The 21591-nt window shown below is 62.2% G+C and carries 22 protein-coding genes and 1 tRNA gene; 11 read left to right on the forward strand and 12 right to left on the reverse strand.

Annotated features, from left to right (window positions below; all coding sequences use genetic code 11):
• The first annotated feature begins 109 nt into the window (after positions 1-109).
• The 3 genes from CWR53_RS06555 to CWR53_RS06565 all read left to right on the forward strand — a co-directional run bounded on the left by CWR53_RS06555 (position 110) and on the right by CWR53_RS06565 (position 3049).
• On the forward strand, positions 110-2167 hold the full coding sequence (locus CWR53_RS06555) for an LTA synthase family protein (RefSeq protein WP_058605798.1): 2058 nt from the start codon (positions 110-112) through the stop codon (positions 2165-2167).
• Positions 2168-2306: 139 nt separating this feature from the next.
• Positions 2307-2543 carry a hypothetical protein gene (locus CWR53_RS06560; protein ID WP_023535304.1) on the forward strand — a complete coding sequence of 79 codons (237 nt, stop codon included), beginning with the start codon at positions 2307-2309 and terminating at the stop codon, positions 2541-2543.
• A 173-nt stretch (positions 2544-2716) separates the two neighbouring features.
• Positions 2717-3049 carry a ribonuclease E inhibitor RraB gene (locus tag CWR53_RS06565; protein ID WP_023535326.1) on the forward strand — a complete coding sequence of 111 codons (333 nt, stop codon included), beginning with the start codon at positions 2717-2719 and terminating at the stop codon, positions 3047-3049.
• Between the two features lie 30 nt (positions 3050-3079).
• On the opposite strand, the gene CWR53_RS06570 is transcribed toward CWR53_RS06565, so the two are convergent.
• Positions 3080-3880 carry a cytochrome c gene (locus CWR53_RS06570; RefSeq protein WP_058605797.1) on the reverse strand — a complete coding sequence of 267 codons (801 nt, stop codon included), beginning with the start codon at positions 3878-3880 and terminating at the stop codon, positions 3080-3082.
• Positions 3881-4404: 524 nt separating this feature from the next.
• Between CWR53_RS06570 and CWR53_RS06575 the strand changes: the two genes are divergently transcribed.
• Entirely contained in the window at positions 4405-5136 is a 732-nt protein-coding gene (locus CWR53_RS06575; protein ID WP_058605796.1) for an amidotransferase, read from the forward strand.
• Positions 5137-5170: 34 nt separating this feature from the next.
• Here the strand turns inward: CWR53_RS06575 and CWR53_RS06580 are convergent, their stop codons facing one another.
• The 3 genes from CWR53_RS06580 to CWR53_RS06590 all read right to left on the reverse strand — a co-directional run bounded on the left by CWR53_RS06580 (position 5171) and on the right by CWR53_RS06590 (position 7716).
• Positions 5171-6142, reverse strand: a complete 972-nt coding sequence (locus tag CWR53_RS06580) for a magnesium and cobalt transport protein CorA (protein ID WP_058639729.1) — start codon at positions 6140-6142, stop codon at positions 5171-5173.
• Positions 6143-6210: 68 nt separating this feature from the next.
• Positions 6211-6924, reverse strand: coding sequence for a 1-acyl-sn-glycerol-3-phosphate acyltransferase (locus CWR53_RS06585; RefSeq protein WP_100851089.1), 714 nt, complete (start codon positions 6922-6924; stop codon positions 6211-6213).
• 102 nt (positions 6925-7026) lie between these two features.
• Positions 7027-7716, reverse strand: a complete 690-nt coding sequence (locus CWR53_RS06590) for a crotonase/enoyl-CoA hydratase family protein (RefSeq protein WP_100851090.1) — start codon at positions 7714-7716, stop codon at positions 7027-7029.
• Positions 7717-7914: 198 nt separating this feature from the next.
• Between CWR53_RS06590 and CWR53_RS06595 the strand changes: the two genes are divergently transcribed.
• A tRNA-Ser gene (locus tag CWR53_RS06595) sits at positions 7915-8004 on the forward strand.
• A 331-nt stretch (positions 8005-8335) separates the two neighbouring features.
• Here the strand turns inward: CWR53_RS06595 and CWR53_RS06600 are convergent.
• Together CWR53_RS06600 and CWR53_RS06605 are read right to left on the reverse strand one after the other, a co-directional pair.
• Positions 8336-10468, reverse strand: coding sequence for a TonB-dependent siderophore receptor (locus CWR53_RS06600; protein ID WP_100851091.1), 2133 nt, complete (start codon positions 10466-10468; stop codon positions 8336-8338).
• A 139-nt stretch (positions 10469-10607) separates the two neighbouring features.
• On the reverse strand, positions 10608-11798 hold the full coding sequence (locus tag CWR53_RS06605; RefSeq protein ID WP_058605791.1) for an MFS transporter: 1191 nt from the start codon (positions 11796-11798) through the stop codon (positions 10608-10610).
• Positions 11799-11904: 106 nt separating this feature from the next.
• On the opposite strand from CWR53_RS06605, the gene CWR53_RS06610 reads away from it, so the two are divergent.
• Positions 11905-12795: a LysR family transcriptional regulator gene (locus CWR53_RS06610; protein ID WP_100851092.1), complete on the forward strand. Its 891-nt coding sequence runs from the start codon at positions 11905-11907 to the stop codon at positions 12793-12795.
• Here CWR53_RS06610 and CWR53_RS06615 read toward each other — a convergent pair.
• Together CWR53_RS06615 and CWR53_RS06620 are read right to left on the reverse strand one after the other, a co-directional pair.
• Positions 12792-13262: a GreA/GreB family elongation factor gene (locus tag CWR53_RS06615; RefSeq protein ID WP_100851093.1), complete on the reverse strand. Its 471-nt coding sequence runs from the start codon at positions 13260-13262 to the stop codon at positions 12792-12794. The genes CWR53_RS06610 and CWR53_RS06615 overlap by 4 nt on opposite strands.
• Positions 13263-13264: 2 nt before the next feature.
• Positions 13265-13663 (reverse strand): hypothetical protein, encoded by a 399-nt coding sequence (locus CWR53_RS06620; RefSeq protein ID WP_100851094.1) that lies wholly within the window; start codon positions 13661-13663, stop codon positions 13265-13267.
• A 129-nt stretch (positions 13664-13792) separates the two neighbouring features.
• Between CWR53_RS06620 and earP the strand changes: the two genes are divergently transcribed.
• Together earP and efp are read left to right on the forward strand one after the other, a co-directional pair.
• The gene (gene earP / locus CWR53_RS06625) at positions 13793-14926 is read left to right on the forward strand and encodes an elongation factor P maturation arginine rhamnosyltransferase EarP (protein ID WP_100851095.1); all 1134 of its coding nucleotides are present in this window, start codon (positions 13793-13795) and stop codon (positions 14924-14926) included.
• A gap of 48 nt (positions 14927-14974) precedes the next feature.
• Entirely contained in the window at positions 14975-15544 is a 570-nt protein-coding gene (efp, locus tag CWR53_RS06630) for an elongation factor P (RefSeq protein WP_058605786.1), read from the forward strand.
• 140 nt (positions 15545-15684) lie between these two features.
• Here the strand turns inward: efp and CWR53_RS06635 are convergent, their stop codons facing one another.
• Both CWR53_RS06635 and CWR53_RS06640 read right to left on the reverse strand, forming a co-directional pair.
• On the reverse strand, positions 15685-16140 hold the full coding sequence (locus tag CWR53_RS06635; protein ID WP_058605785.1) for a MarR family winged helix-turn-helix transcriptional regulator: 456 nt from the start codon (positions 16138-16140) through the stop codon (positions 15685-15687).
• A 56-nt stretch (positions 16141-16196) separates the two neighbouring features.
• The gene (locus CWR53_RS06640) at positions 16197-17150 is read right to left on the reverse strand and encodes a LysR family transcriptional regulator (protein ID WP_100851096.1); all 954 of its coding nucleotides are present in this window, start codon (positions 17148-17150) and stop codon (positions 16197-16199) included.
• Positions 17151-17264: 114 nt separating this feature from the next.
• On the opposite strand from CWR53_RS06640, the gene CWR53_RS06645 reads away from it, so the two are divergent.
• Positions 17265-18014 (forward strand): sulfite exporter TauE/SafE family protein, encoded by a 750-nt coding sequence (locus tag CWR53_RS06645; protein ID WP_100851097.1) that lies wholly within the window; start codon positions 17265-17267, stop codon positions 18012-18014.
• 11 nt (positions 18015-18025) lie between these two features.
• Here the strand turns inward: CWR53_RS06645 and CWR53_RS06650 are convergent, their stop codons facing one another.
• On the reverse strand, positions 18026-18877 hold the full coding sequence (locus CWR53_RS06650; RefSeq protein ID WP_023535366.1) for a LysR substrate-binding domain-containing protein: 852 nt from the start codon (positions 18875-18877) through the stop codon (positions 18026-18028).
• A 97-nt stretch (positions 18878-18974) separates the two neighbouring features.
• On the opposite strand from CWR53_RS06650, the gene CWR53_RS06655 reads away from it, so the two are divergent.
• Positions 18975-19193: a DUF1127 domain-containing protein gene (locus tag CWR53_RS06655; protein WP_100851098.1), complete on the forward strand. Its 219-nt coding sequence runs from the start codon at positions 18975-18977 to the stop codon at positions 19191-19193.
• Positions 19194-19232: 39 nt separating this feature from the next.
• Here the strand turns inward: CWR53_RS06655 and CWR53_RS06660 are convergent, their stop codons facing one another.
• Positions 19233-20579: a class II 3-deoxy-7-phosphoheptulonate synthase gene (locus CWR53_RS06660; RefSeq protein WP_058605805.1), complete on the reverse strand. Its 1347-nt coding sequence runs from the start codon at positions 20577-20579 to the stop codon at positions 19233-19235.
• Between the two features lie 112 nt (positions 20580-20691).
• Between CWR53_RS06660 and CWR53_RS06665 the strand changes: the two genes are divergently transcribed.
• Positions 20692-21447 (forward strand): spermidine synthase, encoded by a 756-nt coding sequence (locus CWR53_RS06665; RefSeq protein WP_058605804.1) that lies wholly within the window; start codon positions 20692-20694, stop codon positions 21445-21447.
• Positions 21448-21591: the final 144 nt, after the last annotated feature.

The raw sequence follows: 21591 nt of genomic DNA on the forward strand, positions 1-21591 counted from the left end.
GTGACAAAATTTTCACAATGAATTAAACAGAATCCGCACCCGCACAATGCTGCGCTGGTCTTGCGCCAGCGCCTTCTTCGCAAACCGCATTTCTAGGACCTTCCTGTTCATGGCCAACCCGGACGCCTTGAAGCAATGGCGCGCGCGAGCGCCGTTCTCGCCGACCCTCAAATCCCACCTGGCCTATACGCTGCTCAGCGCGCTGGTCATCATGCTGATGCTCAGCCTCGTGCGCCTTGCACTGCTGGTCTACAACAGCGACATGGTTGGCGACACGCCAGCGGCCACGGTCGCCGAAGGGTTCGTCAACGGCCTGCGCTTCGACCTTCGGGTGGTGGTGTACATCAGCATTCCGCTGCTGCTGGCGCTGCTCAGCCCTTGGGCCATGGCCCGGCGGGGCGTATTCCGTTTCTGGCTGACGCTCACCGCCAGCGTGGTGATGTTCCTGGGCCTGATGGAGCTGGACTTCTATCGCGAGTTCCACCAGCGCTTGAACGGCCTGGTGTTCCAGTACATCAAGGAAGACCCCAAGACCGTCATGAGCATGCTCTGGTACGGCTTCCCAGTGGTGCGCTACCTGCTGGCGTGGGTGTTCGGGACCTGGCTGCTCAGCCTACTGTTCAAGGGTGTCGACCGGCTGACCAGGGGCATCGGCACCCAGCCGGTGGCCGCTTGGTATTACCGCCTGGCGGTGTTCATGGTGATCCTGTTGGTGGCCGTGATCGCCGCCCGTGGCACCCTGCGTCAAGGCCCGCCCATGCGCTGGGGTGATGCGTTCACCACCGATTCGAACTTCGTTAACCAGTTGGGCCTCAACGGCACCCTGACCCTGATCGACGCCGCCAAGAGCCGCTTCGGCGAGGACCGCGCCAACATCTGGAAACCGGTGCTGGAGCAGAACCTGGCGACCCAGACCGTGCGCCAGCAACTGCTGACCCCCCATGACACCTTGGTCGATGCCGACGAAGCGGCCGTGCGCCGCGACTTCATGCCGCCGGCCGAGGGCACCCTGCCCATCAAGAATGTGGTGGTGATCCTGATGGAGAGCTTCGCGGGCCATTCGGTCGGCGCGCTGGGCAGCCCCAACAACATCACCCCTTACTTCGACAAGCTGGCCAAGGAAGGGCTGCTGTTCGATCGCTTCTTCTCCAACGGCACCCACACCCACCAGGGCATGTTCGCCACCATGGCGTGCTTCCCCAACCTGCCCGGCTTCGAGTACCTGATGCAGACGCCGGAGGGCGGTCACAAGCTGTCCGGGCTGCCGGCCTTGCTCAGCGCCCGCGACTACGACGACGTGTACGTCTACAACGGCGACTTCGCCTGGGACAACCAGTCCGGGTTCTTCGGCAACCAGGGCATGACCACCTTCATCGGCCGGCAGGACTTCGTCGACCCGGTGTTCTCCGACCCGACCTGGGGCGTGTCCGACCAGGACATGTTCGACCGCGGCAACCAGGAACTGGCCAAGCACGATGGCAGCAAGCCGATCTATGCCTTGCTCCAGACCCTGTCCAACCACACGCCGTACGCCCTGCCCAAGGACCTGCCGGTGGAGAAGGTCACCGGGCAAGGCCGCCTGGATGAACACCTGACGGCCATGCGCTACTCGGACTGGGCCTTGGGCCAGTTCTTCGAGAAGGCGCGCAAGGAGCCCTATTTCAAGGACACCTTGTTCGTGATCGTGGGGGACCATGGTTTCGGCAACCATCAACAGGTCACCGAACTGGACCTGGGACGGTTCAACGTACCGCTGCTGCTGATTGCCCCGGGCATCCAGGAGAAATTCGGTGCGGTCAACCACACCGTGGGCACCCAGGTCGATATCGTGCCGACCATCATGGGTCGCCTGGGCGGCCAGACGCGCCATCAGTGCTGGGGGCGCGACTTGCTCAACCTGCCTGAGGGCGACCCAGGCATCGGCATGATCAAGCCTTCGGGTAGCGAGCAGATCGTGGGGCTGGTACAGGGCGACCGTATCCTGATCGAGTCCAAGGACATGACCCCGCGCCTGTACCGCTATCAGTTGGGTCGCGAGTTCAAGGCCGAGCTCATCGAAAGCCCCGACCAGCCGCAGCTGCTCAAGCAGCTCGAAGCCTACATCCAGACGGCCACCAAGAGCTTGCTGGACAACACGGCAGGGGTGGTGCACGGCACGCCGAAGTAACCCTGTTTACACCCCGGCCTGAGCCGCTACCTGGCGGCTCAGGTCGACGAGTGTTCAACTTTCTGAACATTCCCCGAGGGCCAAGGTCATTTATTCAGGCATCGCATTAAGGTGTCGTTTGATTGAGAGGGCTCGTTCGATGAAAGAGTGGGAAGTCATCTTTGCCGACCAGAAAGGCGCACCGACCTCGATTGTGCTGCAGGCCGAACATCGCCCCAGCGAGGAAGACGCCGCCCGTGCCATCCGCACGCGGTTGTTCCCGGTCATGGATGAGCTGGACCTCAACGATTTTCAGGATCGCGCGGTGTCCCCCACGGCGCGCTGGCTGAAAGAACACAGCGGCGTCACCATCACCAGCATCGAAGAGGCGCCCTGATTCACGGTTTGCGTAGCGTCCGCCTGGGCACTACGCTGCATGAAGGTGCCCGCCGGCTGCGCAGGCGGCACCGTTCCCACCCGCGTCTTGTATCAGCTCGAACTGCCCGACGATTTGGGGCAGGTGCCCGTGCACGGAAAGTCTATCCACTGCGTTATTCAGGAGGACGATTCATGAGCAGCCAACACGACGATATCAGCAGCAACGTCCTGCGCCAGATGAAGGCAGGTGGCTTCGATTTCACCCAGATCCACCCCATCGAGTTCTATGCCGTTTTTCCGGATGAAGCCGCTGCGCGCCGCGCAGCCGGGGAGTTTCGTGGCGAGTCGCTCAACGCTCAGGTGACCGAACTCGACGACGGTGCCTGGCACCTGGAACTCAGTAAAATCATGTTCGCCACCCACGGTGGCATTGGCGACTTCGAGGAGGCCTTCGAACAGGTTGTCACGCCTTATGGCGGCGAAGTAGAGGGGTGGGGGGTCAAGCACGAGCGCCTCACGGCCTAGGCCATTGGGCCGCCCTGCGGCCCGATTTTCTCAGGATTTGCGCGTGGCCATGTGCCGCAGGTAGGCCAACAGCGCATCGAGTTCCTGATCACTCAGCACGCTTGGGGCAAAGCCCGGCATTTTCGCCTGGGGCCATTGCCGCAAGCGTTGTGGGTCCCGAATCAGCATGCGCAGGTAACCCGGCTGGAAATACTCGGTCGGGTTGTGCGGCACATTCAAATCAGGCCCTACCTGCGCATCCCCTGCACCGTTCAGACGGTGGCAGGCCAGGCAGTTCTGCTGGAACAATGCAAAGCCTTGTCGCACGGGGCTGCCGCCCGGCAGGTCGGGGTCCGGCAGCAACGCCGGGAAGCGCTGCTCGACAGACGCTAGCTTACGTATCGTGGAGATCTGAAAGGGCCATTGTTCGGGGCGAATGCCGCTTGCTTGCGGCGCCGTCCACACCAAATAAAACGGCCCTGCACTCGGTTTTCCCTTACCTAGGGGCGGCCAAGGGGCGGCTGGGTCTTCGACGGCTAGCCAGGCCTGCGCCGGGCCGGGTTGAAGCAGAGGGCCAGCGGGCATTTCTGCCGCAAAGCCATCGGCTGCAATGGCCTGCAGGTGGTCCTCAGGCTGCACACCGTTGAGCAGCGCCGCGAGGGGCACTGCGCGATAGCGCATGGGGCGCTTATAGGAAACGTCCTCACTAATGTCCACCGCCTTGGCTTGGGGATGTGCGAGCAACTGTTCGCTGCTCCACTGCTTTTGGCCAGTGCCAAGTTCAAGGTGCAGTTGGGCCGCCGAAAGCGGCAGGCACGACAGCAAGGCTGCCAAGGCAATGCATGGGCGCATGGGATACTCCGGCCATCAGGGCCAGCAGGTTACCGCTATGCCGCCTGCTACCGCCACCACCCGCCTTAGCCGAACAGGCGTGTCAGGTTTGGCACTATCAGCAACAGCGTGGTTGCGAAAAGAATGAGCCCAGCTTGGCGAAGTTTCGATTGTCTGAACATGGCGGACCGCCTTCTTGTTGTTATTCCTAAATACCCGTTGGCTTCCTTGTCACACGTCGGGTCGATCGCAATGGCCCCTACTGGCGCCGGCACGGCTTGCCTCATGAATGTGGACATACTGCAACAGTAGGGCGTACATCATTCAATATTGAGAACCCTTTGTTCTAACTACCTGCGGCCTATAACATTTCGTTTTAAAGCATTAAGCCATCGCGCTGATAGGCTTCACCTAGACAGGCTGGGTGTTTTTGTGCCGTTTCAGCCCAAAGCGCACCGTTCGTCTGCGCGACCCTCTTGCTTGTACGTGCCTTTCGCGTCACGCTCTATAGCTGTTTTCCATCCATGTCGTTCAGGACTATCCCTATGTCGTTACGCATCTGCATCCTTGAAACCGATGTTCTGCGACCGGAATTGACGGCGCAGTACGAAGGCTACGGCAGGATGTTCGAGCAGCTCTTCGCCCGTCAGCCGATCACAGCACAGTTCAGTGTCTATAACGTCATGAACGGTGAATATCCCGCAGATGACCTTAAGTTCGATGCTTACCTTGTGACGGGCAGCAAGGCCGATTCGTTCGGTTCCGATCCTTGGATCCAGACGCTCAAGGCTTATCTGCTCAAGCTGTATGACCGGGGTGAGAAGCTGCTGGGTGTGTGTTTCGGTCACCAGCTGCTGGCGTTGACCTTGGGCGGCAAAGCGGAGCGAGCGGAGCAGGGCTGGGGCGTTGGCGTACACCGTTATTCACTGGCAGCGCGTGCACCATGGATGCAACCTCAAGTATCGGAGCTGACCTTGCTGATCAGTCACCAGGACCAGGTGACCGAATTGCCCAAAGGCGCCACGGTCATTGCGTCCAGTGATTTCTGCCCCAATGCCGCGTATTGCATCGGCGATCAGGTGCTGTGTTTCCAAGGCCACCCGGAGTTCGTACACGACTACTCCCGGGCCTTGCTCGACGCACGCCAGGCGCATCTAGGCGATGAGGTCTACCAGCAGGCCGTCGCCAGCCTCGCCACCGAACATCAGGGTGACGTGGTAGGCGAATGGATGTTGCGTTTCATCCAGCAACCGGCTAGCAAGCACAACGCGGCCTGACAGGGCAGGGGTCGCCCGGTGACCCCTATCCTGGTTACAACCAGCCGGATTTCTTGAAGCTGGCGAACAGGCCTGTGCACCCGGCCGCGATCACTCCCAGGACCACGTAATAGCCGTAGTGCCAGCTCAGCTCGGGCATGTTCTGGAAGTTCATCCCGTAGATGCCGGCGATGGCAGTGGGGAAGGCCAGAATGGCCGCCCAGGCGGCGAACTTGCGCTGCACGATGCTCTGGCGAGACGCTTCGAGCAGCATGCCGATCTCGATGGTCTGGCTGGCAATGTCGCGAATCCCGGCCAGGTCTTCCATCTGCCGGGTCACGTGGATCTGGACGTCACGAAAGTACGGGCGCATGTTCTTGTCGATGAAGGGAAAGCTCAGGCGCTGCAGTTCTTCGCTCACTTCCACCATGGGCGCCACATAGCGGCGCAGGCGCAGCAGATCGCGCCGCAGGCTGTGCAGGCGACGGATGTCGGCTTCAAGCAGCGAACCGCCCAGCACGCTCTGCTCCAGCGCTTCGATCTCCCCGTGAATCGCCTCGCTGACTGGCTGGTAGTTTTCGGTAACGAAGTCCAGCAGCGCATACAACACGAAGTCCTCCCCGTGTTCGAGCAGCAACGGCCGTGCTTCGCAGCGCTCGCGCACCAGGGCATAGGATTTGGAATGGCCATTGCGACAGGTAATCACGTAGCCAGTGCCGGCGAAGATGTGGGTTTCGATGAACTCCAGCCGACCCTGCTGGCGCACTGGTGAATAGGTGACGATGAACAAGGCGTCGCCGAAGGTTTCCAGCTTCGGCCGGCTGTGCTTCTCCAGGGCGTCTTCGATGGCCAGTTCGTGCAGGTTGAACTGGCGCTGCAGGTTGGCCAGCGCTTCGGCGTCGGGCTCCTCCAGCCCGATCCACACGAAGTGGCCCGGTTTGCGTGCCCACTCGCTGCCTTCATCGATACTGATGTTGGTGACCTTCCTACCGGCGCTGTATACCGCCGCTGCCACGACTCGCCCCATGACTGCCCGCTTTCTTGTGGTTGAACACGCCTTACAGCTTGGGCTGTAGCGGGCGCGAGAGCAACGGGTCAGGACAGTTCGTTTTCCATCCGGTCGATGCACTGCTGCATTTGCGTGCGGCACTGCTCGATCAGCGCAGGCAGGTCTTGTTGCGTCATGCCGGTGGTGGCAATGGGGGGCAAGGAGCGCACGATCACCGTCCGGCGGCGCCAGCTGTTGAGGTCCAGCCGGTGTGCATAGCGGCTCACGCACACCGGTACGATGGGTACCCCGGCCTCGATGGCCATGTGAAATGCGCCTTTCTTGAACGCCAGTAGCTGTTCACCGGCGTTGCGTGTGCCTTCAGGGAATATCCAGATGGAGGTGTCGTTCTGCAGGACGCGGGTGGTCTTTTGCAGCGCCTTGCGGGCCTGATAGGCGTTCTTGCGGTCGACCAGCACGTTGCCGCCCAGCCAGAACAACTGCCCGAACAGCGGAATCCAGCCCAGGCTTTTCTTGCCGATGGCCACGGTGCGTTGCGGAACCACCTGGCCCAGGACGAACAGGTCGAAGTTGGATTGGTGGTTGGCGATGATGACGCAGCCAGGCGGCTGATCCCACAAAGGCCCCACCTGAGCCTGGACCTTCAGGCGCATCAGCCAGGTGGCCGGCACGCTGTAGAGCCGGGCGAACACGCGGCTGTTATCGGGGTTGAACGGGCGGCACAGGCCGATGATCAGCCCCACGGCGCCAACGGCGAGAAAATGCAGCGCCAGCAGGAACATGCGAAGAACGTAAAGCATGGTACGACTCACACCAGACAGTCGCCCGGCAGTGTACGACTGTGCACTGGCCGGGGCAAACCTTGGTGTAGGTTGGGTGGGCGATCTGTGCAGGTGATGGGGTCACCCCATGTGTTGCTGGTCTTGCTCGATAGCCTTGTCCAAGGCTTCGAGCAGGCCCTTGCGGACCTTGAGCTTGGTGTTCTTGTGGGCCAGCATGTTCAGCTGCTTGAGCGCTTGTGCTGCAGCCAAGGCGGTATCCATCAGTTGCTCGGCGGGCACGACCTTGTCCAGAAAGCCTGCATCCACCGCCCCTTGGGGATCGAACACTTCGGCGTTGATCACCGAGCGGTGGAAGGCCGAGCGGCGCAGGCGGTCACGGGCCAGTTCGATGCCCGCGTGGTGCATGGTCATGCCGATCTGCACTTCGTTCAGGCACACCTTGTATGGGCCCTCGACGCCAATGCGGTAGTCGGCCGACAGCAGCAGGAACGCCCCTTTGGCCACGGCGTTGCCCGGGCAGGCCACCACCACTGGAAACGGATGCGACAACAGACGGCGCGCCAGGGTGGAGCCTGCGGTGACCAACTCGATGGCTTCTTTGGGGCCGCGGGTCATGACTTTCAGGTCGTAGCCGCCCGACAGAATGCCTGGTTGCCCAGTAATGATCACCACCGCCCGGGCCTCGAGGGCGCGATCAAGTGCTGCATTGAACGCGTCGATGACCTCCGGCGAGATGGCATTGACCTTGCCATTGTTCAGGGTCAGGGTGGCGATGCCGTCTTCGGCATGGTAGGTGATCAGCTCGCTCATGGCAGAGTCCTTTTGTTGGCGTGGCGCTGACGTTACCCAGCGGCGCAGGCCAGGTAAAGCAGCAAGGCTGACCGGCCAGTCAGCCGCTGACGACGGCCGGATGCAAATGCATGAAAAAACTGAAAAAAATGCTTGCCAAAGGAAACGTCTTTCACTAAATTAGCGCACCTCGACAGGCCGTACGGCTTGAAGAGAAACGGTGAAGTGTCCGAGTGGTCGAAGGAGCACGCCTGGAAAGTGTGTATACGAGAAATCGTATCAAGGGTTCAAATCCCTTCTTCACCGCCACATTCTACGAAGAGCCCCTGTGCTGAAAAGCACGGGGGCTTTTTGTTTTTGGGATAGCTGTTGGGGTTGCCGGTGGTGTGTGAGGCACGGGCTGCAGCTTTGGAGCAGGTATTGCCGGGGCCGCGCTGCGGCCCATCGCGGCACAAGGCCGCTCCTACGCTGGATTCAATAGCCTTCGGGTGTGGTGCAGGGTCGTTAATACGCAGGTACAGCGTGAACTCAGGGGGCACGCGGTATCCCTGTAGGAGCGGCCTGGTGCCGCGATGGGCCGCGCCGCGGCCCCCGGCAATGCCTGCTGCGAAGCTAGTAATCCCACTCACCCCACTACAACTCAAAAACTCACCGAAGCCGATAACCGTGCCGTACGCGGCGCCCCCTGGAACAGGTAGTTATCCCCCAGATAATCCCCCACATCCCGCCAATAACGTTTGTCGAAGACGTTGTCCACTGTCAGCCGCAGGGCCGTGTCATACCCCCCGACGCGCGTCTGGTAGCGCCCGCCCAGGTCGAACACGGTATACCCGCCCACCGCCACGTTGCCTGCATGGTCGGCGTACTTGCGGGCGCTGTAGCGGACCCCGCCCAAGAGCGCCAGCCCTGGCACCGGCAGGCTGTACTGCGCCTGCAGGGCTACCCGGAACCTTGGCACGTTGATGGCCTGATGCCCCTCACGCTCAGCGATGCCGCTGCCCACCACCCGCGCACGAATGGCGGCCGCGCTGGCCTGCAATTGTAAGTTGGCTGTCACCCAACCGCTGGCCCCGAGTTCCAGCCCCGTGTTTTTCTGCTGGCCTTGCTGCACATAGGTGAAGACGCCGTCGCCGTCAGGGCGCGCGTACTGGTACGCCTGACGAATCTGGAACAACGCAGCGCTCACGCTCAGTGCCTCCCAGTCATGCTTGAGGCCCACTTCCAGCTGTCGCGAGAGGGTAGGGGCAAGGATTTGCGCAGCGTTTTGGGTAAACCAAGGTGCAGTGCCGCCCGCCGAAAGCCCTTTGGCATAACTGGCATAAAGGGTGGTGTCTGGCGCAGGTTTGTAGACCAGCGCTGCGTTGGGCAGCAGTTGATACTGGCGAGTGTGCCTCCCGGCAGTGCCGGTTTCGTCCCAGGTGCGTTCATCCAGACGCACTTCCCGGGCGCCCAGTATGGCTTGCCAGTGTTCATTGAACGTCACCCGGTCAGTGACGAAGAGCCCGTACTGGCGGCTGTCCAGGCGCCTTTCGCTGGCGCCGACGGGTTGATCTGAGGGGGGAAGGGCAGGCGCGGCTTCGCCCAGGGTGCCGGTGCCGAGCCACACGTTGTAGTACGGGCGCAGGTCCAGTGTACGGCGCTGGGCGCTGGTGCCCAGGGTCAACGCGTGGCCTAGGCCCAGCGCATCGAAGCGCCCATCGAGCGTGGCCAGGGCTTCGTCGATACGCCGGGTGTCGTCGGGGCTGCGAAAATCATAGATGTCGTAGTCGCCGGCACTGCTGAAAAAGGCGCCTTCGCCCGACCCCCAGGCAAAGGCACTGTAGTCGTCGATCACCGCCTGGCTGCGTGAGGCGCTGACGGTGCCTGTCCAGGCCTCGCTGAAGCGGTACTCCAGGCGCCCGCCCAGGTTCAGCGAATCGGTTTGCACAGGCTTGGCCCACTGCTGGTAGGCCAGGCGGTCCTTGGGGTCCACGTCGTGAGGCAGGCGCGTACCGCCCAGCAACTGATAACCCGGTACCGAGCGTTGCTGGCGGTGCTGGTAATCGGCATCCAATTGCAAGGTGGCGTCCGGGCTGATCTGCCAGTCAAACGCCAGCGCCGCGAAATCACGCTGGCCGTCGGCATGCGCGACATAGGAGCGGATGTCCTCATGCGCCAGGTTCACCCGCAGGCCAAACTGCTGCTGGTCGCCGAACCAGCCGCCGACGTCGGTGGCCAGGTAACGTTCGCCCTGCTCGTTGGTGGACACCGTGACCCGGCGCACGGGCTCGGCCCGCTTGGTCACATAGTTGACCAGGCCGCCTGGCGACGACACGCCGCTTTGCAGCCCCGACAGACCCTTGAGCAGTTCCACCTGCTGCTTGTTCTCCAGGGCCACGTTCTGCTCGCCGACGAGGGTGTGGCCGTTGAGGCGGTAGCTGGTGGCGGCGTTGAGCTCGAAGCCGCGCACGTTGAAGTTCTCGTAGTACCCGACCGGTGCGTAGCTTTCCCCCACCGAAGCGTCGCCTTGCAGCACTTCGCTGAGCAGGCGTACCTGCCGATCCTCCAGCAAAGGCTGGCTGAAAACGCTGATCGATGCCGGGGTGTCAAGCAGCGGTGCAGCCTGGAAGCTGCCCACGGCAGCTTCACGTGCCTGATAGCCATCGTTGCCGTAGGTATCGGATACCTCAAGCGGGTCCAGTTGCACCCCTTGGGCTGCGAACGCCGTAGGGCATTGCAGAGCCAAGCCCAGGCTCAAAAGGCCAAGGGGCAAGCGAGGATGACGCGGGGGCATGCATGGAGCTCCTGAAGGCGCGGCACAGGCCGTGAAAAAGGCCGCATAGTATCAGTCGCTTCAGGTAATGGGCGCAGACAAAAGCCTTAGGGGCCGTCTTAGGGCGGGGCTGCGCGCCAAGCAGCCCCCGTAGGCACGGCTACTGGCGCACCAAGGCTTCGGGTTTGGCTTTACGCGCGGCTACCCACCAAACGATCAACGCCAACGCACCAATCACCAGGCCTGCCAGCACGATGCCTGGCCAGCCCTGGCGCTGGAACAGTTGCGTGCCCAGCAGCGACCCCAGGGCGCCACCGATGAAATAGCATGTGATATAGCCCGCGTTCAGACGGGTCCGCGCTTCGGGGCGTAGGGCGATAACCGCGTTCTGGTTGCTCACATGCACCAGCTGCACGGCCAGGTCGAGCATCAGCACGCCCAGCAGCAAGGCCAGCAAGGACTGCTCGGCAAAGCCCAGCGGTACCCAGGACAGCAGCAAGACCACCAGCCCCACCGTAGTCCCCAGCGAGCCCTTGCCATGGTCAGCCAGCCGCCCGGCCCAGTTGGCCGAAAGCGCCCCGGCCGCACCCGCCAGGCCGAACAGGCCGATCACCGCGTCGGAGTAGTGATAAGGCTCGTTGGCCAGCAGAAATGCCAGGGGCGTCCAGAACAGCGCGAACAGGCTGAACGCCAGCAGGCCCAGCAGCGAGCGCAGGCGCAGCACCGGCTCTTCGATGAACAGGCGGAACACGGAGCCGATCAGGGCCGGATACCGCAGGCCTGCATGGCTGTGATGCTCCGGCAGGCTACGGTGCAGGGCCAGGGCCGTGATCCCCATCAGCACCGCAGCCAGCACGTAGATGCTGCGCCACCCGCCCAGTTCGGCCATGAAGCCTGCGGCCGTACGCGCCAGCAAGATGCCCAGCAACAGCCCGCTCATCAGGGTGCCGATGGCACGTCCCCGTTGATTGGGCTCGCTCAGCGAGGCGGCCATGGGCACCAGGATCTGCGCCACCACGGAAAACAACCCGGTCAACGTGGTGCCCAGGATCAACCAGGGCAGGCTGGGGGCACAGGCACTGATCACCAGGCCAAGCGTGGCGATCACGGTCATCACGGTGATCAGCCGGCGTTGTTCGAACAGATCGCCCAGCGGTGCCAGCAGCAACAGGCCGGCCCCGTAGCTGAGCTGCGCGGCAATCACGATGCTGCCGGCGCTGGCAGTGCTCAGGCCGAACTGCTGGGCGATGCTGTGCAGCAGGGGTTGAGCGTAGTAATTGCTGGCCACGGCCAGGCCAGTGGCCGTGGCCATCAGCAGAATCAGGGCACGGCTGAGGGTTGGGGTGTGCATTGGGGGTCTCGTGACAGGCAGTGAAGTGGAGAAGATTATCGCCATCCGATACGCATGACACCAATGTATAGTTCTCACGCCATCGATCGTGAAAGCAGATAGATCCATGAACCTCAAACAGCTCGAATACGCCTTGGCCGTGGCCGAGACCGGCAGTTTTACCCGTGCCGCCGAGCGCTGCCATGTGGTGCAGTCGGCCCTCAGTCATCAGGTGGCCAGGCTGGAAGGCCAGCTGGGCGTGAGCCTGTTCGAGCGCACCTCGCGCCGGGTGTGCCTGACCCCGGCAGGCGAGGCGTTCGTGCTCAGCGCCCGGCCAGCCGTGGAGGCAGCGCGACGCATCGCCGACGATGTGGCCGCCGCCTGTGGCCAGGTTCGCGGTCGACTAACCATTGGCGAAATCAGCTCGCTGACGGCCCTGGACCTGGTCGATCTGCTTGCCGATTTTCACGGGCACTATCCGGATGTCGACGTGCGTTGGCTCACGGCCAAGAGCGAACTGCTGGTCGCCGATGTGCTCGAACGCCGCCTGGATGTGGGTTTCATCGGCTTGTGGGAAGGCGAGGGCGTGCAGGGTGTGCAGCATCGCCTGCTGGCTCGGGAAGCACTCGTCGCCGTGCTTCCACCCACCCACCGCCTGGCCGGACACGGGCAACTGACGCTCGCCGACCTGGTCCGGGAGGTGCTGGTGGATTTCCCGGAAGGCACGGGTGCACGCCGGCAGACCGACGAGGCTTTCCAGGCGGCAGGGCTGCACCGTCGGGTGCAGTTCGAGATCGGTCATGTGCGCCTGGTGGAGAAGTTCGTGCAGCGCGGCATGGCCATCGGCCTGGTGCCGGAGCGGGTGGCCCAGGGCTTTGACGGCGTGGCCGTGGTGCAACTGCTCGATGCGCCAGTGCGGCACCTGTACGCGATCTGGTCCGCCCATCCGACACCCGCCGCCCGGGCCTTTCTAGAGCTTATGGAGCAGCGCTTGGGGGCGATTGAGGGCAGGCGCTAGATCACCTCGACGACTGTCCAGCGTGTGGCATTGAGACAGACCTCGTCGTCAATGTGCTTGCCCATCAGTTGTTGCCCCAAAGGTGAGCGCGGCGTGATCACCATGACCACCCCATCGCCCGTGCCGATTTTCAGCCCGGCCGCCTCTGGCCCGATGATCAGCCTGCGGCATTGGCCCTGTTCATCTTCCAAGGTGACCACCTGGCTTACCTGCACCCCTTGCTGAGGGTCGTAGTCACGCAGCTTCAGTTGCCGGTAGGTGTGCAGTGCCTGGCGGATTTCGGCGCTGCGCCGGGCCTGGCCGGTGGCCAGGTAGGAGGCTTCCAGCCCCAGCGTGTCGTACTTGTTCTCGGCGATGTTTTCTTCGGCAGTCGCAGCTTCATAGGCGCTCTGCGCTGCCCGGGTTACCACATCCAGGTCGTGTTCAAGGGCCGTGATGATCTGCGCTATCAGGTGGGGCTTGTTCATGATCAGTAACAGAACTCCAGCACGTTGGCCTGGCTTTTGTCTGTGGGGGCCGTGCGATTCTGCTGCAACCAGAACTGGCACTTGGGGCTGTTGAGGTTGCGCGGATTGCCTTGGGCGGCTTCGGCAGCCTGTTCCAGTTGCTGCTTGTGCAGCATGTCTTTGTAACGCTCGAACATTTCGCCCTGGGCGTCCGGTGGCTGGGTGACGGTCGGGGGCGTAGTGACGTGGGGGGCGTCTTGCGTGGTGGCTGACGCCGGTGCTTCGGCCGGGGTGGGCATAAGCTGGTCTGCAAGCCACAGGCTGGCAGCAATGGCCAGGGCGCCCAGCCATAGCCCCAGCGCAATGCTCAGTATCAGCGGCAAGGGTTTGAGTGTGATCGTCAATTCGCGGCGACGGGGCATGGTTGCTTCCTGGCAAGGTGGGCACTGGCGCATTGTTGCATGCAAGCCGGCCTTTTTTCGCCCACGGCTGTCTTTGGTGACAATTTATGCGCAGAATCCGCAGCTTTGGCACGGGTTAGGGAGCCCAGCATGACAGCCACTTGGGACATCTTTTGCAGCGTCGTGGACAACTACGGCGATATCGGTGTGACCTGGCGCCTGGCCCGGCAACTGGTGGCCGAGCACGAGGTGGCCGTACGCTTGTGGGTTGATGACCTCAATGCCTTCGTGCCCATGTGCCCTGGCGCAGACGCCACGGCGGCGCAGCAATGGCTGCGGGGTGTGGAGGTGCGTCAGTGGTCGCCTACCTGGGTGCCGGTGGAGCCGGGTGATGTGGTGATCGGCGCATTCGCCTGCCAACTGCCCGACGCTTTTATCCAGGCCATGCGACTACGCAACAACCCGCCTGTGTGGCTGAACCTTGAATACCTGAGTGCTGAGCCTTGGGTGGAGGGTTGTCACGGGCTGCCTTCACCGCAGCCAAATGGGCTGCGCAAGGTGTTTTTCTTCCCAGGCTTCACCGAAAAGACCGGTGGACTGCTTCGCGAGCATGACCTGCTGCCCAGGCGTGATGCCTTCGAGTCGTCCAGCCGATCGCGCGCGACGTTCCTTGAGGCCTTGGGGGTGGCGCCTGCGCAGAATGCCCTGTTGATCATGCTATTTGCCTACGAGAACCCGCAGCTTGCCAACTGGCTGGAAGCGCTGGCCACCGACCCGCAGGCGTGCCATGTGCTGGTACCGCAAGGGCGGAGCATCGCCGGGCTTGCGCAGTGGCTGGGGGTAAAGCAGCTGGAGGCAGGCGATGTGCATGTGCGCGGGTCATTGACGGTGCAGGTGTTGCCTTTCGTCAGTCAGGACGACTTTGACCGGCTGTTGTGGAGCTGCGATTTCAACGCCGTACGGGGCGAAGATTCCTTCGTTCGCGCCCAGTGGGCCGCCAAGCCCATGCTTTGGCACATCTACGTGCAGGAAGAAAACGCTCACTGGGAAAAACTCGAGGCGTTCCTGGCGCTTTATCGACGTGGCTTGTCGGACGAGGCGCAAGCTGCCCTGCTCGGGCTGTGGCGCGCCTGGAACATGGACCAGGACATGGCGCAGGCCTGGCGCGCAGCCCGCCCGTATTGGGCGCAATTGCAGCAGCATGCCCGCTGTTGGGCTGCTCAGCAGGCCGCTGGGCCGGACCTTGCCAAGGCGCTAGTACACTTTTGTGGAAATTCGCTATGATATGCGGCCTCGATTTTTATAAATCCATCCAGATTCGGATACTGCGTAATGAAAACTGGTAAAGAACTGAAACCCGGTACCGTCCTGCGGATCGACAACGACCCGTGGCTGGTTCAGAAAGCTGAGTTCACCAAGTCGGGCCGTAACAGCGCGATCATGAAGACCAAGCTCAAGAACCTGCTGACCGGCTACAAGACCGAAACCGTATACGGTGCGGACGACAAGCTGGACGACGTGATCCTGGACCGCAAGGAAGCCACGCTGTCGTTCATCAACGGTGATGAATACACCTTCATGGACACCACCGACTACACCATGTACGAGCTGAACGCCGAAGACATCGAAGCCGTTCTGCCGTACATCGAAGAAGGCATGGAAGATGTCTGTGAAGCCGTCTTCTTCGAAGGCCGCCTGGTATCGGTAGAACTGCCGACCACCATCAGCCGTAAAGTTGTCTACACCGAGAACGCTGCGCGCGGCGACACCTCGGGCAAGGTCATGAAGCCTGCCAAGCTGAGCAACGGTACCGAGATCTCGGTGGCGGACTTCATTCAGATCGACGAGTGGATCGACATCGACACCCGCGACAACAGCTTCAAGGGTCGCTCCAAGAAGTAATGCTTCCTGGGTAGCCTGAAGCACCGCTACTGCCTGGTGCTTATCTGGGGCCGCGAAGCGGCCCCAACTGTTAATCCCACGCAAAACTGGGTTTTACAGCACCGCCTCTGCTCAGCGCCGCTCCAACCCAAGGTCCCCCCTTACAACGTCCTCTGCAAGTTCTCGCGCAGTGCCAGCAAATCTGCCTGCAGCTTTTGCAGCCCCTCATGGGTACGCCCACTGGCCTTGAGAATCAGCTGAGGCACTTCTTCAGCCTGCTTCTGCAACTTGCGCCCTTTGTCTGTCAGCTGCACCAGCACAACCCGCTCATCTTCACGGCTGCGGGTGCGCTTGAGCAGGCCTTCGCTTTCCAGGCGCTTGAGCAACGGTGTCAGTGAACCTGGGTCAGTGAGCAGGTGCTGGCTGATTTCGCCCACGGTCAAACCATCGTGCTCCCACAACACCAGCATCGCCAGGTATTGCGGGTAAGTCAGGTTTAGGGCCTGAAGCAAGGGCTTGTACACCTTCGTCATCAGTAACGAGGTGGAATGCAGCGCGAAGCAGACCTGGTTCTCCAGTAGCAGTTCGGCGCCAGAGGCTTTGTTATCGGCGTTCATGCAGGTCCTTGAATTCGTTGAATAAGAAACTAGCACGCTGATGGTGGGTACGCTTACTACCAGCGTAATTCACTGCGCAGTGCCAGATCCCACGGCGGGACCGGGCTAAAGCGGCTCTTGAGGAATTCGAGCAGCAATCGGCTGCGAGAGTTCGTTTCATGTTCAAGGCGAAGTGCATAAATGCCGCTCGTCTCCGGTTGCGGCAAGCCAGCGTCGCAAAAAAGCGCGATCAATTCCCCGCGCAGCAGGTATTCACTGGTCAACCACGTCGGCAAATGGGCGATTCCCAGCCCGGCCAAGGCACCGAACAGAAGGGTTTCGGCATTGTTGGCAACCATGCGCATGCGCGAGGGCCGGTACAGACGTGTCTGGCCGTCCACCTCGAATCGCCAGGCGAACGGGGGGGCCAGGCCGTCCCAGTCCAGGCCGTCATGCCCAGGCAATTGGCTGGGGCACTTGGGCAAGCCCCGTGCCGCCAGGTAGGCGGGGCTGGCGCAGGCGATGCGCACCATGTCGGCAAGGGGTGTCGCCACCAGGCGTGTATCGGCCAGCGGACCTGCCCGTAACACCAGGTCGACTTCCCCCAAATGGCTACCGTGCATGTCGACGAAGCTGTCGATCAAGCGCAACTGCACGTCAAGGCCAGGGTAGGCCACCAGAAAATCGGCGATCGCCGGTGCCAGATGACGGCGCCCGAAGGCCGCCGGTGCATCCATGCGTATCAAGCCTTCCGGGGCATTGCTCAGCGACACCGCTTCGGCCCGGGCCAGGCGCAATTCATTGATGACATGCCTGGCGCGTTCGGCAAACGCATTGCCTGCAGGCGTTGGCCGCACGGCGTGCGTGCTGCGGCTGAACAGGCGGCTGCCTAGGGCTCGCTCCAGGTTGTCGATACGCCGGGCAACTGCTGAAGGCGTCAGCGGGTGACGCCGGGCCGCGCCAGAAAAGCTCCCTGTTTCCAGTACATCCAGAAACAGGCTCAATTGATCGATCAATGCATCGGGGTTCATGGAAAAATTCGCTTATGCAGGAAACGCACAGCCATTGTGCGTGGCTGTGCGTTTCGCTGCCAGCGTGCAGCCGCTAGCATGACGATCCCTGTGCACGATAAAAGTAGAAGGCTGATGATCGAGTGGGTGCTGTACGGCGTATTGGGTGTCGCCCTGGGAACCGTGGGTGGGCTTTTCGGCATCGGTGGCGGCCTGATTGCCATCCCGGCCCTTGGCGTGTTGTTCGGGCTTGACCAGCAATTGGCGCAGGGCACGGCGTTGGTCATGGTCGTGCCCAACGTGCTATTGGCGTTATGGCGCTATCACCAACGCAACCGCATCGAGCTGCGGCATGCCTTGCCGCTGTCCTTGTGTAGCTTTGTGTTCGCGTGGTTGGGGTCGATCTGGGCGGTGGGGTTGGACGCACATGCCATGCGCTTGGGCTTCGTGGGCTTTCTGGTGGCGCTGGCGATCTGGAACCTGGCCAGGATGTTCATGAAAGTCAGCCCTGCCAGTACCGAGCTGCGTCACCCCTGGCCTTGGCTTGGCGTTCTCGGCTGCTTCGCCGGGACCATGGGCGGGTTGTTCGGCGTCGGTGGCGCGGTCGTCGCCACGCCCATATTGACCAGCGTGTTCGGTGCCACTCAGGTGGTGGCGCAAGGGTTGTCGCTGGCCCTGGCCGCGCCGAGTACGTTGGTCACCTTGGTGACCTACGCCGTGCACCACAGTGTGGACTGGGGCGTGGGTATCCCGCTTGCGGTAGGCGGGCTGTTGAGCATCAGCTGGGGCGTGAAGTTGGCCCACGCCTTACCGGAAAAGGCGCTGCGGGCGATGTTCTGCGTTTTCCTGGTGGCCTGCGCGGTCATGCTGGGTTTCGAACTGTAGCCGCAGGCGTGTCACTTGAACCCTTCGATGATGTACTGCGCCATGCAGTCGGTAATGGGAGAGGGTGACTGACCGCCACGTACCAGCATGACGTTGGCCAGCGGCAATTCAGGCAAGCCTTCGGCTTCGCCGAGTACCCGCAGATTGCCGCCGATCAGGCTCTGCAGCTGGGCGGTCACCGCAAGCCCTGCGGTGACCACGGCAAAAATCGCTGAGAGGCTGGGGCTTGTGTAGGCCACTCGGTAGTCGATGCCCTGGGTTTCCAGTGCGTTACAGGTCCAGGCGCGGCAGAAGCATTCGGTGTTGAACAATGCCAGTGGCATGGGGCGCTGCTCGTGCGGGCAGAAGCCCTCGGCCGCGGCCCATACCAGCCGCTCCTGGCGTAGCAATTGGCCGATCTCGTTACCGGGCTCGCGGGTGACGATGGTCAGGTCCAGGTCCTTGCGCAGCATCAGTTGGCGTGAAGTATCGCAGTGCACCTCCACCTGAACCAAGGGGTAGGCTTTGGCGAAGCTGGACAAGATGCTCGGCAGAAAACGCATGGCGTAGTCGTCCGGCGTACCGATACGCACCAGGCCCACCATGTGCGGCATGCGCAGCGTGTTGAAGACTTCGCCGTGCAGCTTGAGGATGCGCCGGGCATACCCCAGCAATACCTGACCTTCGGCGGTCAGGCGCACCTGCCGCCCCTCGCGCTCGAACAAGGGCCGCTGAAGGATATCTTCTTCCAGGCGCTTCATCTGCATGCTGACGGCCGATTGGGTGCGGTTGACCACTTCACCAGCCCGGGTAAAGCCACCTTGCTCGGCAATGGCAACGAAGGTGCGTAACACGTCGGCGTCAAGGCTCTGGTACTGGGACATTGCATCAATCTCCGAGATGCATGGCATCAGAAACATTCGTTGGATTGATCTTAATCGGCGCGTGAGACTGAAGCCATCGATAACGGAGGGCTTCACGATGAAAGGTACGATCAGCAGCGCAGAGGCTTCGGTGATTTCGTTCAGGCCGCTGTGGCGGGCGACCTGGGGGCGAGTGACCCGGTGGTTGGAGCTGCACCGCCAGCGTCAGCAGCTTGCCAGCCTGAGCGATGCCATGCTTCACGACCTGGGTTTGAGCAGGGCCGATACTCATCAGGAAAGCGAGCGGCACTTCTGGGACGACCCGCTGTGCAAGTGAGCCCAGCGGTGTCCTTGCCTGGCGTTTCGGGGCTGTCGTTTAGCGCCGCACCTGTTTCAATGTTTCAGCGATCAGGAACGCCAATTCCAGCGACTGGTCGGCGTTCATTCGCGGGTCGCAGTGGGTATGGTAGCGATCCGACAGGGCATCCTCGGTGATCGGGCGAGCCCCACCGATGCATTCGGTGACGTTCTGCCCGGTCATCTCGATATGAATACCGCCCGCATGGCTGCCTTCGGCCTGGTGCACCTGGAAGAACTGCTTGACCTCGTCCAGGATCTGGGCGAAGTCGCGGGTCTTGTAGCCGCTGCTGGCCTTGATGGTATTGCCGTGCATCGGGTCCGAACTCCACAGCACCTTGCGACCCTCTCGCTCGACGGTGCGGATCAGCCCCGGCAAATGGTCCCCGACCTTGCCCGCGCCCATGCGCACGATCAGGTTCAGGCGCCCTGGGTCGTTGCCGGGGTTGAGGATGTCGATCAGGCGGATGAGCGCCTCTGGGTCCATGCTCGGGCCCACCTTGACCCCAATCGGGTTGTGCACCCCACGCAAGAACTCCACGTGTGCGCCATCGAGCTGGCGGGTGCGATCGCCGATCCAGAGCATGTGCGCGGAGCAGTCGTAGTAGTCGCCGGTCAGGCTGTCCTGGCGCACGAAGGCCTGTTCGTAGTTCAGCAGCAGGGCTTCGTGGGCCGTGAAGAAGCTGGTCTCGCGCAGCTGGGGTGCGCTGTCCAGGCCACAGGCGCGCATGAACGCCAGGGTTTCGTCGATGCGGTTGGCCAACTGGTGGTATTTGTCGGCCAGCGCCGAATTGGCGATGAAGTCCAGGTTCCACTTGTGCACTTGGTGCAGGTCGGCAAAGCCGCCCTGGGCAAAGGCGCGCAGCAGGTTCAGGCTGGCCGTGGACTGGTGGTAGGCCTGCAGCAAGCGCTCTGGGTCGGGGATGCGGCTCTTGGCATCGAAGCCGATACCATTGACGATGTCGCCACGGTAGGCGGGCAGGGTAACGCTCCCCAGGGTCTCATCACCGGCCGAACGAGGCTTGGCGAATTGCCCGGCCATGCGCCCTACCTTGACCACGGGGCAACCGGCGGCAAAGGTCATGACGATGGCCATTTGCAGCAGCACCTTGAAGGTGTCGCGAATCTTGGCCGCGGAAAATTCCGCGAAGCTCTCGGCACAATCGCCACCTTGCAGGAGAAACGCCCGGCCTTCGGTCACCTCGGCGAACTGGCGTCGCAACTCGCGGGCTTCGCCCGCGAACACCAACGGCGGGTAACTGGCCAGGGTTTGCTCGACCTTGTGCAGGTGCGCAGCGTCAGGGTAGACGGGTTGTTGCTGGATCGGCAGGGCACGCCAGCTGTCAGGGCTCCACGTTTGGGTCATTTCAGGCTCGGTCATGTAGGTTGCAGGCTGGCAGCCATAGTAACAGCTGGCACCGTGCTTGTTGCAGCACGGGCGTTGACGGACAATGCAGCTTTTGCGGGGTGATTGGCACATGGTGGCGCAACGGCAGGAACGGTTGCTGGCACGCGTGGAGGATGCCTTTGGCGTTATCAGCGTGTACGAGGTGGATGATTACCGTTTCCTCGAATTCGGCGACGCCATCGAGCAGAGCTGCGTGTTCACGGCGGACCCCAGCTGGCTGGAGTACGACTATACCCGCGCCATGCTGGTAGGGGCGCTCTGCCATGAGCAGCCGGAAAGTGCGCTGTTCCTGGGGCTGGGCGCCGGAACCCTGACCCAGGCGTGCATGAAGTTTCTGCCCCTCGAAGACATCGAGGCCATCGAGCTGCGCCCGGATGTGCCACGTCTGGCCATGGAGCACCTTGGCCTGGACGATGACCCACGGCTGTACGTGCGCATTGGCGATGCTGTCGAACTGCTGCCAACCACGGAAAAGACCGACTTGCTGTTCGTCGACCTTTATACCGACCATGGCCCTGGCGTGGGGCATCTGGCTTGGAAGTTTCTGGAGGGCTGCCAGCAACGCCTCAATCCCGGCGGCTGGCTGGTGATCAATCAGTGGGCCACCGACGAGGGCAAGCCGCTTGGGGCGGCATTGCTGCGCGGGTTGTACCACCGCCATTACTGGGAGTTGCCGGTCAAGGAGGGCAACGTGATCGTGCTGGTGCCAGCCGACCTGGAGCAGACTCTGGACCTGGCGGGGCTGCGGGCTCGGGCCGAGGCATTGGCACCACGCCTGGGGTATAACCTTGAAGGGTTGATCAAGGAAATTCGCCCGGCCAGTTGAGCCGGGCAGTTGGGATGAGCTTGCAGGGCCCGCTGCGCAGTCATGCAGAGGTCCCGAGCATCAAGTCCGTAGCGTTTCAGCTGCTTGGCGATAACCCAAACCACGACCCTTGAGGTGCAAAAGATGTATCGTTTCAGCCACCTT

It is taken from the genome of Pseudomonas sp. SGAir0191 (assembly GCF_002812565.2).
In the GTDB taxonomy this organism is placed as follows: domain Bacteria; phylum Pseudomonadota; class Gammaproteobacteria; order Pseudomonadales; family Pseudomonadaceae; genus Aquipseudomonas; species Aquipseudomonas parafulva_B.

Excerpts from the sequence above, each read along its gene's own strand:
- CWR53_RS06575 (WP_058605796.1), top strand. The coding sequence starts at position 4,405 with ATGTCGTTACGCATCTGCATCCTTGAAACCGATGTTCTGCGACCGGAA.
- CWR53_RS06560 (WP_023535304.1), top strand. The coding sequence starts at position 2,307 with ATGAAAGAGTGGGAAGTCATCTTTGCCGACCAGAAAGGCGCACCGACC.
- CWR53_RS06640 (WP_100851096.1), bottom strand. The coding sequence starts at position 17,150 with ATGAACCCCGATGCATTGATCGATCAATTGAGCCTGTTTCTGGATGTA.
- CWR53_RS06610 (WP_100851092.1), top strand. The coding sequence starts at position 11,905 with ATGAACCTCAAACAGCTCGAATACGCCTTGGCCGTGGCCGAGACCGGC.
- CWR53_RS06660 (WP_058605805.1), bottom strand. The coding sequence starts at position 20,579 with ATGACCCAAACGTGGAGCCCTGACAGCTGGCGTGCCCTGCCGATCCAG.
- CWR53_RS06600 (WP_100851091.1), bottom strand. The coding sequence starts at position 10,468 with ATGCCCCCGCGTCATCCTCGCTTGCCCCTTGGCCTTTTGAGCCTGGGC.
- CWR53_RS06580 (WP_058639729.1), bottom strand. The coding sequence starts at position 6,142 with ATGGGGCGAGTCGTGGCAGCGGCGGTATACAGCGCCGGTAGGAAGGTC.
- CWR53_RS06635 (WP_058605785.1), bottom strand. The coding sequence starts at position 16,140 with ATGAACGCCGATAACAAAGCCTCTGGCGCCGAACTGCTACTGGAGAAC.
- CWR53_RS06645 (WP_100851097.1), top strand. The coding sequence starts at position 17,265 with ATGATCGAGTGGGTGCTGTACGGCGTATTGGGTGTCGCCCTGGGAACC.
- CWR53_RS06620 (WP_100851094.1), bottom strand. The coding sequence starts at position 13,663 with ATGCCCCGTCGCCGCGAATTGACGATCACACTCAAACCCTTGCCGCTG.
- efp (WP_058605786.1), top strand. The coding sequence starts at position 14,975 with ATGAAAACTGGTAAAGAACTGAAACCCGGTACCGTCCTGCGGATCGAC.
- CWR53_RS06615 (WP_100851093.1), bottom strand. The coding sequence starts at position 13,262 with ATGAACAAGCCCCACCTGATAGCGCAGATCATCACGGCCCTTGAACAC.
- CWR53_RS06570 (WP_058605797.1), bottom strand. The coding sequence starts at position 3,880 with ATGCGCCCATGCATTGCCTTGGCAGCCTTGCTGTCGTGCCTGCCGCTT.
- CWR53_RS06555 (WP_058605798.1), top strand. The coding sequence starts at position 110 with ATGGCCAACCCGGACGCCTTGAAGCAATGGCGCGCGCGAGCGCCGTTC.
- CWR53_RS06585 (WP_100851089.1), bottom strand. The coding sequence starts at position 6,924 with ATGCTTTACGTTCTTCGCATGTTCCTGCTGGCGCTGCATTTTCTCGCC.
- CWR53_RS06565 (WP_023535326.1), top strand. The coding sequence starts at position 2,717 with ATGAGCAGCCAACACGACGATATCAGCAGCAACGTCCTGCGCCAGATG.
- CWR53_RS06605 (WP_058605791.1), bottom strand. The coding sequence starts at position 11,798 with ATGCACACCCCAACCCTCAGCCGTGCCCTGATTCTGCTGATGGCCACG.
- CWR53_RS06665 (WP_058605804.1), top strand. The coding sequence starts at position 20,692 with ATGGTGGCGCAACGGCAGGAACGGTTGCTGGCACGCGTGGAGGATGCC.
- CWR53_RS06650 (WP_023535366.1), bottom strand. The coding sequence starts at position 18,877 with ATGTCCCAGTACCAGAGCCTTGACGCCGACGTGTTACGCACCTTCGTT.
- earP (WP_100851095.1), top strand. The coding sequence starts at position 13,793 with ATGACAGCCACTTGGGACATCTTTTGCAGCGTCGTGGACAACTACGGC.
- CWR53_RS06590 (WP_100851090.1), bottom strand. The coding sequence starts at position 7,716 with ATGAGCGAGCTGATCACCTACCATGCCGAAGACGGCATCGCCACCCTG.
- CWR53_RS06655 (WP_100851098.1), top strand. The coding sequence starts at position 18,975 with ATGAAAGGTACGATCAGCAGCGCAGAGGCTTCGGTGATTTCGTTCAGG.